Annotated in this window: 12 protein-coding genes; 8 read left to right on the plus strand and 4 right to left on the minus strand. The window is 67.4% G+C overall.

All coding sequences use genetic code 11. From position 1 onward, the window contains the following. Positions 1-379 precede the first annotated feature (379 nt). The 7 genes from ACV095_RS01025 to ACV095_RS01055 are packed head-to-tail and all read left to right on the plus strand — an operon-like array spanning position 380 to position 6687. Entirely contained in the window at positions 380-1345 is a 966-nt protein-coding gene (locus tag ACV095_RS01025; protein ID WP_051081460.1) for an amino acid ABC transporter permease, read from the plus strand. Beyond that, positions 1345-2154, plus strand: coding sequence for an amino acid ABC transporter ATP-binding protein (locus ACV095_RS01030; RefSeq protein WP_478222704.1), 810 nt, complete (start codon positions 1345-1347; stop codon positions 2152-2154). Before ACV095_RS01025 ends, ACV095_RS01030 begins: the two co-directional genes overlap by 1 nt. 10 nt (positions 2155-2164) lie before the next feature. Further along, entirely contained in the window at positions 2165-3226 is a 1062-nt protein-coding gene (locus ACV095_RS01035; RefSeq protein ID WP_478222705.1) for a transporter substrate-binding domain-containing protein, read from the plus strand. Continuing rightward, positions 3223-4059, plus strand: coding sequence for a DUF1684 domain-containing protein (locus ACV095_RS01040; protein ID WP_478222706.1), 837 nt, complete (start codon positions 3223-3225; stop codon positions 4057-4059). The genes ACV095_RS01035 and ACV095_RS01040 overlap by 4 nt, the downstream gene beginning before the upstream one ends. After that, entirely contained in the window at positions 4056-5147 is a 1092-nt protein-coding gene (locus ACV095_RS01045) for an LLM class flavin-dependent oxidoreductase (RefSeq protein WP_478222707.1), read from the plus strand. Before ACV095_RS01040 ends, ACV095_RS01045 begins: the two co-directional genes overlap by 4 nt. An 11-nt stretch (positions 5148-5158) precedes the next feature. Next, entirely contained in the window at positions 5159-6532 is a 1374-nt protein-coding gene (locus tag ACV095_RS01050; protein WP_478222708.1) for an NtaA/DmoA family FMN-dependent monooxygenase, read from the plus strand. Continuing rightward, positions 6529-6687 (plus strand): hypothetical protein, encoded by a 159-nt coding sequence (locus ACV095_RS01055; protein WP_478223494.1) that lies wholly within the window; start codon positions 6529-6531, stop codon positions 6685-6687. Before ACV095_RS01050 ends, ACV095_RS01055 begins: the two co-directional genes overlap by 4 nt. Positions 6688-6943: 256 nt before the next feature. Here the strand turns inward: ACV095_RS01055 and dctA are convergent, their stop codons facing one another. Beyond that, a complete protein-coding gene (dctA, locus tag ACV095_RS01060) occupies positions 6944-8254 on the minus strand; it encodes a C4-dicarboxylate transporter DctA (protein ID WP_134164971.1) in 1311 nt (436 codons plus the stop codon). A gap of 56 nt (positions 8255-8310) precedes the next feature. After that, entirely contained in the window at positions 8311-9453 is a 1143-nt protein-coding gene (locus ACV095_RS01065) for a PrpF domain-containing protein (protein WP_478222709.1), read from the minus strand. A 128-nt stretch (positions 9454-9581) separates the two neighbouring features. Here ACV095_RS01065 and ACV095_RS01070 point away from each other — a divergent pair, with 128 nt between their 5' ends. Beyond that, complete coding sequence (locus tag ACV095_RS01070) at positions 9582-10487, plus strand: LysR family transcriptional regulator (protein WP_056392023.1); 906 nt, start codon at positions 9582-9584, stop codon at positions 10485-10487. A 41-nt stretch (positions 10488-10528) separates the two neighbouring features. Here ACV095_RS01070 and ACV095_RS01075 read toward each other — a convergent pair whose 3' ends face one another. Together ACV095_RS01075 and ACV095_RS01080 are read right to left on the minus strand one after the other, a co-directional pair. Beyond that, positions 10529-11500, minus strand: coding sequence for a serine hydrolase domain-containing protein (locus ACV095_RS01075; protein ID WP_478222710.1), 972 nt, complete (start codon positions 11498-11500; stop codon positions 10529-10531). A gap of 78 nt (positions 11501-11578) precedes the next feature. Beyond that, entirely contained in the window at positions 11579-12697 is a 1119-nt protein-coding gene (locus tag ACV095_RS01080; protein WP_478222711.1) for an ABC transporter substrate-binding protein, read from the minus strand. Positions 12698-12725: the final 28 nt, after the last annotated feature.

Consider the following 12725-nt stretch of genomic DNA (forward strand, 5'->3'; position numbering starts at 1 on the left):
CGGCGAGTGGGTGCGGGGACGGCGCGGAAGTGGCCGTCGGAGTGCCCATGCTAGGCAGCCGTGACGACGGCGGTCGAGCACCTGGTCACGGCCGTTAACTCCGCGTCACGGCGCGTTAAGGGACGCAAAAAACCGACTCATGACGCCGTGCGAAGCCCCGTGAAGTATTGCAACCATGCGCCTTGCTGGCCCGTTCCGGCCGGTCCTAGATTTGCAGCCAGCACCCCGGGGCGAGCCGCCCCGACGCCGGGCAGTCCGGCTCCAGTCCAGGAATGAGAAGTGAGGTGGCCCCGTGAGTTCAGCAACCAGGGGGGCGCAGTCAAAGCAGCCGCAACCGGCACAGCCGCAACAGGAACAGCCCGCGGCAGCGTCACCGGCGGTGCCACCGGCAGCGCCACCGGGCAGGGCCGGCGTCCCGGAACGGGTCCCCGCGGACTATTCGTCGTACCGCGTGGTGGCCGCCAAGCATCCGTGGCGCTGGGTGGGGACTGCCGTCGTCGCCCTGGGTGTCCTGGCCGTGGCATGGTCGCTGGCCACCAACCCGCGCTGGGAGTGGGGCGTGGTGGCGCAGTGGTTCACGGCCCAGTCCGTGGTCAACGGCCTGCTGGAAACGCTGAAGCTGACCGCCATCTCCGGCGTCCTGGGGTTCGTGCTCGGCTTCATCCTGGCGCTGATGCGGCTCTCGGCGTCGCCGCTGCTGGTCTCCGTGTCCTGGACGTTCTCCTGGATCTTCCGGTCCACGCCGCTGCTGGTGCAGATGCTCCTTTGGTACAACCTGGGCTACTTGTACGAGAAGATCAGCCTGGGAATCCCCTTCACGGACGTCCGGTTCTTCGAGGTCCAGACCACCACACTGATCAGCCAGTTTGCGGCAGCAGTGCTGGGCCTGACCCTGAACCAGGCCGCCTACTCGGCCGAAATCATCCGCGGCGGCATCCTGTCCGTGGACCAGGGACAGCTGGAGGCCGCGGCCGCCCTGGGCATCCCGGCCTGGCGCCGCTCCACGCGGATCGTGCTGCCGCAGGCCATGCGCGCCATCCTGCCCACCGCGTTCAACGAGATCATCGGCCTGGTCAAGGGCACCTCGATCGTCTACGTGCTGGCCTACTCGGAGCTGTTCTACACGGTCCAGGTCATCTACAACCGCACCCAGCAGGTCCTGCCGCTGCTGCTGGTGGCCACGCTCTGGTACATCGTGATCACCTCCGTGCTGAGCGTCTTCCAGTACTACATCGAACGGCACTACTCCAGGGGCGCGGTGCGGAGCCTGCCGCTGACGCCCCTGCAGAAGGCCCGTAAATTCTTCGCCACCCACGCGGCAGTGCCCACCCGGAGGAACCCCTGATGACTGAGACCCTTACCGCCCCCACAGCCACCCGCGGCCTGGTGGAAATCACCGGCGTCCGCAAATCCTTCGGCGCCACCGAAGTCCTCAAAGGTGTCAGCCTCACCGTGGAACCGGGCGGGGTGGCCGTGATCGTGGGCCCCTCCGGTTCCGGAAAGTCCACCCTGCTGCGCACCATCAACCACCTGGAAAAGGTGGACGGCGGCCACATCACCATTGATGGACAGCTGGTGGGCTACAGACTCCGCGGCGACCGCCTGCACGAACTGCGCGAAAAGGAGATCCTGAACCAGCGCACCGACATCGGCATGGTGTTCCAGAATTTCAACCTGTTCCCGCACCTCACCGCCCTGGAGAACGTGGCGGAAGCACCCGTCGTGGCGCAGGGGCGGTCCAGGGAGGAGGCCCGCCGCCGCGGCCTGGAACTGCTGGACCGCGTGGGGCTCAAGGACCGGGCCGACGCCTATCCCCGCCAGCTCTCCGGCGGCCAGCAGCAGCGCGTGGCCATCGCCCGGGCCCTGGCTCTGGACCCCAAGATCCTGCTGTTCGACGAGCCCACCTCCGCCCTGGACCCGGAACTGGTCAACGAAGTGCTGGACGTGATCCGCGAACTGGCCACGTCCGGCACCACGCTGATCATCGTCACGCACGAGATGGGCTTTGCCCGCGACGTGGCGGACACCGTGGTGTTCATGGACCAGGGCCAGATCGTGGAACAGGGCACCCCCAAGGAAATTTTCAGCAACCCCCAGGAACCGCGCACCCGGAGCTTCTTCTCCAAGGTGCTGGAACCGGCCTTCAACATCTAAGGACCACCCCATGGCTTTCCCCACCCGCGGCCTCCGCCGCAGCCGCGCCCTCGCGGCGCGTCCCGCCGTCATACTCCTCGGCACCGCACTCCTTGGCACCGCCGCGCTCGCCGGTTGCGCCGACCCCGGCGCCTCCGCCGCCGGCAACGCCAGCGGTGGAGCGCAGACGACGGCGGCACGCAACGGCGTGGTCTACAACACCTCACCGGACCAGCAGCGGATCCGGGGCGAGAAGGACGCGGCGCTCGCCGCCAAGGTCCCCGGGCTGATCTGCAAGGACGGCAAGCTGACGGTGGCCACCACCGCCGGGTCCATCCCGCTGTCCTTCCACGCCACCGACGACAAGACGCCGATCGGCTCCGAACTGGACATCGCCCAGCTGGTGGCGGACAAGCTGGGCCTGGAGCTGGACGTGCAGGTGACGTCCTGGGAGAACTGGCCGCTGAAGACCCAGTCCGGCGACTTTGAGGCTGTGTTCTCCAACGTGGGCGTGAACAAGGACCGGGTGAAGCTGTTCGACTTCGCCAGCTACCGGGCCGCGTACATGGGTTTCGAGGCCAAAAAGTCCGCCACCTATGACATCAAGGGCGCGGACGACATCTCCGGCCTGAAGATCTCCGTGGGGTCCGGCACCAACCAGGAAAAGATCCTGCTGGCGTGGAACAAGGAGCTCGAGGGCAAGGGCAAAGCGCCGGCCACGCTGCAGTACTACTCCTCCGACGCGGACACCATCCTGGCGCTGTCCTCCGGCCGGACGGACCTGAACATCGCCCCCTACCCGTCCACCGTGTACCGCGAGAACACCCGGGACGACCTGAAGGTGGTGGGCAAGGTCAACGCCGGCTGGCCCTCCGAGACCCTGGTGGCCGCCACCACCCTCCGCGGCAACGGGCTGGCACCGGTCATTTCCGAGGCCCTCAATGCCGTCATCAAGGACGGCTCCTACGGCAAGGTGCTGGAGCGCTGGGGCCTGTCCGAGGAAGCGCTGCCGGAATCCAAGACCATCACCGAAGAGAACTTCGCGGCCACGCAGGCATCGGCCGGCGCGGCCCCGTCAGGGAAGGCATCATGACCGCACAATCCACCGGAACCGCCCTCGAATCCTTCGACGCCGACTGGCAGGAATGGCACGCCGCCCACGAACAGCAGCGCGCCCACCCGCACGGTTTCCTGGCGGTGACCCACCTGCACTGGCTGGGCAGCGAACCCGCCCGGCTGGAAGGCGTCCCGGGCACCTGGAGCGTGGCGGCCGACGTCGTCCGCGTCCTTTTGGAGCCGGGTGACAGCCTGCAGCAGGACGGCAGGGAGTTGAACACTGCGTCCGGGGCCACCGTTGAGCTTGGCCCCATCGAGGAGCGCGGCGGCATCAACCTGGTGTCCGGCGAGACCGTCATTGAACTGGCCAAGCGCGGCGGCGAATACATCGTCCGGCCCCGTCATCCGGAAAACCCGCTGTTGCAGGCCTACCAGGGCACGCCCGCCTACTCGCCCGATGCCGCGTATGCCGTGCGCGGAACCTATGTGCCGTTCGAGGCGCCGAGGCCCACCACGGTGGGCGCCGCCGTCGAGGGCATCCAGCATGTGTATGAGGCGCCGGGAGAGATCCGCTTCAAGCTGGCCGGCCGGGAGCTGGCGCTGACCGCATTCAACGGCCACGCCCCCGGCGCCCTGTCCGTGCTGTTCACAGACCAGACCTCCGGCAAGACCACTTATGCCGCCAACCGCTCGCTGTCCGTGGTGCCGGCCGCAGACGGGTCCGTGCTGCTGGACTTCAACCGGGCCGTGAACCTGCCGTGCGCGTACACGGACCTGGCCACCTGCCCGCTGCCGCCGGCGGAAAACCGGCTGCCGGTGGCCATCGAGGCCGGCGAAAAGATTCCCTACGAACGTCAGGACCAGCAGTGAGCATCTCTTCAACCCGCCAGGGAGGGTTCCTTGCCCTTGAGCTCGACGGCGCCGGCTGGGACGGCGCGCACCTCACCCGGGCCGTGCTGGCAGCAGAGTCCGCGGGCTTCCATGCAGCAACCTTCACCGACGCACCCGCTCCGGGCCGCGCCAACGCGCTGCAGCGGGCGGCCTTCGCCGGGCCCGCCACCCGGACCATCGCCCTGGTACCCGAGGTGGACACCGTCTACACCGAGCCGTTCCACATCTCCACCCAGCTGGCCAGCCTGGACTACGTGTCCGGCGGCCGGGCCGGGTGGATCGTGACGGCAGCCGAATCGCCGGAGGCTGCTGCCGCCGTCGGACGCCCGTCCGTGACCGGCGCTGCACTGGGTCAGGAGGCCGCGGCGTCCAGCGAGGTGTCCCGGCGGCTGTGGGATTCGTGGGAGGACGACGCCGTGATCCGCGACGTGGCCACCGGCCGGTACATCGACGTGGACAAGCTGCACTATGTCGATTTTGATACGGCGGTCGATTTCGAGACTCGTGCCGATTTTGCCGGCGCCGGCTATTCCGTGAAGGGGCCGTCCATCATTCCGCGGCCGCTGCAGGGGCAGCTGCCCGTGCTGGCGCCCGCGTCCCTGCTGGGGGAGGTTTCCGCGGACGCCGTGGATGCCGTGCTGGCGTCCGCACCTGCCGCCGAACTGCTGGCGGCAGAGGTCCGCGATGTGCGGTCCCGGGTGGCTGCCGGCGTTGCAGTGGTCGCCGAGCTCGACGTCGTCCTGGACTCCCGCGGGCAGGCCGCGGCGGGGCGGGTGGCTGGCTTTGGCTCCGGCCGTGCTAACTACGCCGGTTCCGCCGCCGGTCTCACGGACTTCCTCACGGAACTCCTGAAGGAGGCCGACGGCGTGCGCCTGCACCCGGCGTCGCTCTTTGTCGACCTGGAGGAACTGGGCCGCCTGGTCCTGCCGGAACTGCGCCGCGGCGGAGTCCTCCGCCCGGTGGTGCAGGACGGCACCTTCCGCGACCTGCTGGGGCTTTCACGCCCGGTGAGCCGCTACGCCACCGCCGCATCCACCGCCGCTGCGCCCGCCGGCGCGGGAAAGTAAGGGGAACCACCGTGACACAGCACAACCGTGCTAAATCCGACGTCTTTGTGCCGTCGGGCCAGATCCAGTTTGGGGTCTTCTTCCAGGGCGTGAACTCCGGCACCATCTGGAAGGCCGCCGAATCGGGCTCGCAGACGGACTTCGAATCGTTCCGCCGCATCGCCCAGACCGCCGAGCGGGGGCTGTTCGCCGCGTTCTTCCTGGGCGAGGGACTCCGCCTCCGTGAACACCTGGGCCGCCCGCACGCGCTGGACGTGGTGGGCCGGCCGGACGCGCAGACCATGCTGGCCGCACTGGCCTCGGTGACCCGGAACATCGGGCTGGTGGCCACCCAGAACACCACGTACAACGATCCCGCCGACCTGGCGCACCGGCTCGCGTCGCTGGACCTGATCTCGGGCGGGCGTGCCGCGTGGAACATCGTGACCACTGACAACGCCTGGACCGGGGCCAACTTCCGCCGCGGGGGATACCTGGACCACGCTGACCGGTACAAGCACGCCGAAGCGTTCGTGGAGACGGCCAAGAGGATCTGGGATTCGTGGGAAACCCCGGACGGTCCTGCCCGGCGGGTGGTGCACCAGGGCCAGCACTACACGGTGGACGTGACGCCGCGGCTGCCGCGCAGCGCCCAGTACCGCCCGGTGCTGTTCCAGGCCGGCGACTCGCCCGAGGGCCGCAACTTTGCCGCCCGGCAGGCTGATGTGATTTTCTCCGCGCACCCCAAGTTCGACGACGCCGTGGAGTTCCGCAAGGACCTCGTGGAGCGGTCCCTGGCCGCTGGCCGGGGTGCCAACGCCGTGCAGATCATGCCGGCCAGTGAGTTCATCCTGGCGCCCACCGCTGCGGAGGCGGCGGAGAAGAAGGAGTGGGTGCGGAGCCTGCAGATCGGCCCGCAGCAGGCCATCGCCTACCTGGAGCAGTTCTGGGGCCGCGAGCTGTCGGCCTACGATCCGGACGGACCGCTGCCGGAGATCGATCCGGTGGTGGAGGAAACGTCCGAGACCCGCGGCAGCGGCTTCCACGGCGCCAAGGCGCGGCAGCTGGCGGACCAGTGGCGGGCCGAGGCCAAGGACAAGGGGCTGTCCATCCGGCAGTTCGTCACCTCCCGCACTGCACGGGTGGATTCCACCTTCACGGGTTCGTACGTTGAGGTGGCGGACCAGCTGGCCGAGTTCGCGCGGGTGGGGGCGGTGGACGGATTCAACATCTCGCCGTGGCTCATTCCCTCCGGCCTGGACGACATCGTCAACCACCTGGTGCCGGAGCTGCAGGAACGCGGGGTGTACCCCACGGAGTACCGCGGGAACACCCTGCGGGAAAACCTTGGGCTGGAGACGCCCGTGCGTTCTTCGGATGCGGCTGCTGAGGCGGTCCGGGCGTGATGCGGCTGATGCGGCTGGCTGTTTTTGCTGGAAGGGACGACGACGGCGGCAACGTGGGTGCCGTCGTCGACCCTTCCGCGGGGGCCGATTCCGTTGTGGCTGGTTCGTCCGGGACCGTCAGCCTGCAGCTGACGCTGTGGGAGCAGTGGGTCTAGGGCCTCTTGCCGCCCTGCCTCGCAATGCCCAGGCTGACGGCGTGGCCCGAGGGCTGGGGCGCTAGTCGGTTTCCGGGCTCTGGCAGTAGAAGCAGGTGCCGGCGTCGCAGTCTTCTGCAGTTTCCTGTTCCGTTTGGCGCTCACTCATTTCGGGTCCTTTCCGTGCGGATTGTGAAGTAGTACCCCTTGCAGGGGTTTGCCCGGGACCCCTGCTGGGATCCCGGGCAAACACTGGTGGTGGTGGCCTGGCGGCCGGTTAGTGGGCCAGGGCCGGTTCGGCCAGCTGAACCTTCTCCGCCTCGGTGGGCACGAAGCCCGCCTGGAGCTCGGAGCGGAGCTTGACCATGTCCAGCTCACCCTGCCACTTGGCGATTGCCACGCAGGAGACGATGTTGCAGACCGTGCTGGTGAGGGCACGGGCCTCGCTCATGAAGCGGTCGATGCCCACGATGAGGGCCACGCCGGCCACCGGCAGGGTGGGCATGACCGTCAGCGTCGCCACCAGGGCCACGAAACCACTTCCGGTGACGCCCGCCGCGCCCTTGGAGGTCAGCAGCATCATGCCGAGCATCAGCAGGATCTGGCCCCAGCTGAGGTGGATGTCGCAGGCCTGGGCGATGAACATGGAGGCGAGGGTGAGGTAGATGGCCGTTCCGGTCAGGTTGAAGGAGTAGCCGGTGGGGACCACCAGGCCCACAACGCTGCGGTCGCAGCCGATCCGTTCGAGCTTGGACAGCAGGCGCGGCAGGACCGGTTCGCTGGAGGACGTGGCCAGGACGATCAGGAATTCATCCTTGAAGTAGCGCAGGATCTGCCACAGGCTGAAGCCGGTCACCTTGGCCAGGATGCCCAGGCCGACCACCACGAAGACGATGCAGGCGGCGTAGAAGGCAAGGATCAGCATGCCGAGGTTTCCGATGGAGTGGGCGCCGTACTTGCCCACCGTGAAGGCCATGGCCCCGAAGGCTCCCAGGGGAGCCACCTTCATGATGTAGCCGAACATGATGAAGAGCAGCTTGTTGAAGCTGTTGACCACGTTCAGGGCCAGCTGGCCCGGTGCGCCGAGCTTGCTGAAGGCAAAGCCGCACAGCATTGCAATGACCAGCACGGGCAGGACCTCACCGTCGGCGAAGGCGCCAACGAAGGTGGTGGGGATGATGCTGAGGATGAAGTCCACGGGGTTGCTGCTGGGAAGTTGCGTGGTGTACTTCTGCGCCACCGAGGAGTCCAGGTGAGTGGGATCGATGTGCATCCCGGCGCCGGGCTGGAACAGCGTCACCGCGGCCAGGCCCAGGGCCAGGGCGAGTGCCGTCAGCGCGTAGAAGAGGCCAAGCGAACGGATCAGGGTGGGGCCCACCTTCTTGGTGTCCCGCAGCGAGGTGATGCCTCCGACGATGGTGCAGAACACGATGGGGGCGATCATGAACTTCACGAGTTTCACGAAGCCGTCGCCGATGGGCTTGAGGGACGAACCGAGGTCGGGCCACAGTGCGCCCACAACGACGCCGAGGGCGACTCCGATGAGTACCTGGACATACAGGTGTCCGAGGATGGATTTGATCTTCATTGAACAACTTCCTGGTTGGTGCGGCCCCTTAATGATGGGGCAAAGAGGTAGGGGTGTTAGGCAGACAGCTCGGCGGCCGGGGCCACGTCGATATCTGCGGTGGCGATGTGGCGGGCTGCCCGGTGGAGGGCCACTTCGCTGACGGCGCCGGTGTCATCGGTGATGATTTCGGCGGTGATCACGCCGGCGGGCGTCCCGACCCGCAGCAAGCGGGGAGTTCCGGTGCCGGTGGAGGGTGATTGCCCTGCTGCGTTGGCTACGACCGATGACTGCAGCGAGGATGCAAGGGCAACTGCCACGGCTGAGGTCAGGCCGATGGCCGGGTGGGGTGCGAGCATGGACAGCATCCGCACCCGCACGTCGTGGCTGCCGGCGGTGATGGTTGTTCCGTCCGCGGCGATGTAATCGCCGGCAGGCGCCACAACCCCGACTTTCGGGACAGCGTTCTGCGGCGGATCCTCAGGCTTCCGCAGCCCCATGATGAGGCCGGCTGATGCCCGTGCCGCGATGAGGTCCGGCAGCTGGGCACTGAGGTTGTCCGTCATTGAGGAAAGATCGACGCCGGCCTGGTCGGCTGCGAGGAGCACGGCAGGGGCGCCGGCGTCCACCATCGTTGCGCCCAGGGTCCTGCCGTTGACCTGGAGTTGGTCCACGGTGTTGCCGGTAGGCAGGAGTGCGCCGGTGTTCTGGCCCCAGGGGCCGTGGAACGAGAGGCTGACGGGAACACCGGCGGCGCTGCTGCCCGGAACCCGTGCCAGGCCGGACTTGGGAATGTGGCCGCCGGGAGTTGGAACCGCTCCGCTGAGCACGGCGCCGGAAGTGACGTGGCGCATGCGGACCTTGGTCATGCCGTCCCGGGCGGGAACGATGCCCGTCTGGACGGCGAACAGGGCAATGGCGGTGGCGCAGTTGCCGCAGTTGGAACCCAGCTCAACGGTGGGGTCACCGATCCCCACCTGGGCGAAAAGGTAGTCGAGGTCTGCCTCGGCACCAGGGGTTGCCCAGATGACCGCAGCCTTTGACGTGGTGGACGTTCCGCCCCCGACGCCGTCCAGCTGCCGCGCATCCGCTGCGCCGAAAGCGGCTGACAGCAGTGCGGGGATTTCCTCGCGGGTGGGGGCGTGGAGGGCCACGTCCCTGGCATCGAAGAGCCAGCACTTGCTGGTGCCGCCCCGGTACCAATGTCCTTTGAGTCCCACTGTATTTCTCCCTCGTAACTTGCAGGTGCTCTACTTCACAGCACCTTGTACTTCTACGATCCGGGATGGGAGCCTTCAGCACAATCGCAAATAAATGGACGACTATCTACTTTTGCTAAACTCAGTGCATGGCAATCCTCGATCTCCACCGGCTCCATGTGCTCCGTGAGGTGGGCCGTTCCGGCTCCCTGACCTCGGCTGCTGCCGCCCTTTCCTTCACCACCTCGGCGGTGTCGCAGCAGATAGCCAAACTCGAGCAGGAGATGGGCGTGGTCCTCATCGAGCGCCATCCCCGGGGCGTGGTCCTGACCGAGGCGGGGCACGCCCTGCTGCACTACGCCGACGACATCGACAGGACCGTTGAAGCTGCCCGCGCCGAAATGGGGGAGTTCGCGGGCCTTCGGCGGGGCCAGCTCCGGCTTGGGACCTTTCCCACCGGCGGGGCCTCCCTGATGCCCGACGTTGTGCTGGCGTTCCGCGCCCGCCACCCGGAGGTGGCAGTGACGGTTGTCAGCGCCCGCCGGGACGGCCTGCTGGAGCGGCTGCGGCGGCGGGAAATCGAACTGACGCTGCTGTGGGACTATCCCTGGCAGCAGATCGAGGACCCCGACCTGGCCCTGGTCAGGCTGATGAACGATCCAACAGTGCTGCTGGTACCGCGGGAGCACCCCATTGCCAAACTGGGCTCGGTCCGCATCGGCGCCTTGAGCGACCAGGAATGGGTGGTGCGCGACGAGCACCCCGTGGCCGACGTCCTCAGCCGGGTATGCCGCGACGCCGGGTTCGAACCGCGGATCGCCTTCGCCGCCAACGATTACCAGGAGACACAGGGCATGGTGGCGGCCGGTATCGGGATCGCCCTGGCACCCAGGCTGGCGCTGACGGCCCTGCGGCCCGACGTCGTGGCGGTCCCGCTCGCCGGGTCCCCAAAGCGCCGGATCCTCCTGGCCCACCTGGCAAACCGGCGGCTCAGCCCCGCGGCGCAGCAGGCAACCAAGGTGTTCCGTTCCATCGCCAAGGGCGCGGCTTCCTGACAAAGGAGGGTGCCGCCGTCGTACGGTGCCTTTCCTGACGCCTACCGGGCCAGGGGCCCGGCAACCAGCGCCCGGGCAAGGTCCATGAATTCGCCGTGGGTCACCGGAGCGGGGCCTGCCGTCGAGGCAGTTGCCGTGTGGGTGTTCCGGGCGACGGCGAAGCTGTCGCTGACGAAGCGCCGGTGCACAATGACGCTGCGGATTGCCGGCAGGACCAGCAGGAACTGGCCGTAGTTGCCCTCCGCCAGGAACGCCCCCTCCCACTGCGGGCCGGATTCCCGGGGGAGCCACCACAGGTAGCCGTAGTCGCAGGTGCCAAAACCGGTGGCCGGCGCCATGTCTGCGCGCCTGACATGGGTGGCCACGCTGTCCCTGACCCACTCCCGGGGGACATGCTGCCGTCCCTCCCACTGGCCGCCGGCAGCCATCAGCATCCCGATCTTCGCCAGGTCCCGGGCGGAGAGGAAGAGGTGGTAGGCAGGGAAGGCGGACTTTCGGGCGTCCCCGAGCATTCGCTGGCGTGTGGGGTCGTAGTCGTCGAACCCCAGCGGACCGGCCAGGTGCTTCTGGAACGCTTCGAAGACGGTCAGGCCGCTGGCCTTCTCGAAGATCGCGCCGGCGGCGTTGAAATCCCAGTTGTTGTAGAGGAAATACTGCCCCGGTGCTTTTGTGCCACGTGAAGGGAAGGCATCCTCGTCACTGCCCGGGCTGGAGGGCGGATGGTAGACGCCCGAACGCGACGTCAACAGGTCACGGAGCCGGGCCGTCCGCTCGATGGGCAGCAGGCCGCCAACATCATCAACACCGAACTCATCGAGGGTGGCGTCGAGGCTGACCGTGCCGGCGTCCACCTGGATTCCGAAAAGGATCGAGAGCAGGCTTTTGCGCACGGAGGCGACGTAACTGGCGCGGGTGGTGTCGCCGAGTTCAAGGATGGTCCTGCCGTCCTGGCGGACCAGCAGGGACGAGGTGTTCCGGGGCACCGGAAGTGCGGGGACGTGGACGGCGGTCACGGGGCTCCTGGTGGTGGGTGAATGAAAAAAGCCTGGGGACCCGGCGGAGGCCGGGTCCCCAGGCACGGGATTGCGGGGTTACTTGGTGTAGCCGAAGACCTGGTTCCACTTGGCAAGGTCGTCCTTGCCATAGGTCACGGCGTCGGTGTTCTGCATGCGGTAGACCTTGCCGGAATCGACGGCGGGGAGCGTCACACCCATGATGGTGGGCGGTGCCACGTCGGTGCGGACCGGGTATTCACCGATCTGCGCAAAGACCTGCTGGCCCTGCTTGGAAAGGTTGTAGTTCATGAAGACCTTCGCGGCTTCCACGTTCGTGGCGGTGCCCGTCATGCCCAGGTAATAGTCGTACGAGACGAGTCCTTCCTCGGGGACGATGAACTTGACCGGGGCCTTGTCCTGGACGGCCGAGATGTTGGTGCCGCTGATGGTGACCGTGCCCACGGCCACTTCACCGCGGGCCAGCGCCGTGGCTTCAGCACCCAGGGAGTCGTAGATCTTGGGCTTCTGCGCAGCGTACTTGGCGAAGTAGTCGCCGCCCATCTTGGTTTCCATGAACCTGTTCAGCGCAGCGGTGCTGCCGCCCGAGCCGCCCTGGACGATGCCCAGCTTGCCCTGCCACTTGCCGCCGACGGCATCCGCCCAGGACTTGGGGGCATCGGCTTCCTTCACCAGCTGGGTGTTGTAGCCCAGGGTGTAGACGGAGTTGAACATGCGGGTGAACTGGCCGCCGTCCACGGAAACGTCCTTGAGGGCCGAGGCGCCGGGTACGTCATAGGCCTTCCAGACCTTGGCGTCCTCCATGGACTTGGCAATCCGGTAGTCGGAGGTGCGGATGACGTCGGCGCTGAGCTTGCCGGCGCCCTGTTCGGAGAGAACGCGTTCGGAGAGCTTGTTCGGGGTGAGCCGGACGACGTTGACCTTGATGCCGGTGTCCTTGGTGAAGGCGTCAACCAGCGCGCTTTCAGAGGAATCGGTGTAGCCGGAGTAGAGGGACAGGGTCTGGGTCTTGGCCTTCTCGTAGGTGTCCTTGTCCGCGATGGATTCGCCGTTGATCACCAGTCCGTTGTCGGTGTTCACAGCTGCGGTGGCAGTGACCACGCCGGCACTCTGGGCGGGGCTTCCGCACCCGGCCAGGCTGAGGGCGAGCAGCACTCCGGCTGCGGTGAGGGCGGGAAGTTTGGACGCTAACTTCATTGTGGGTGTCCCTTTCAAAGGTGGGTGA

The organism is Arthrobacter sp. JDC6, from assembly GCF_056484025.1.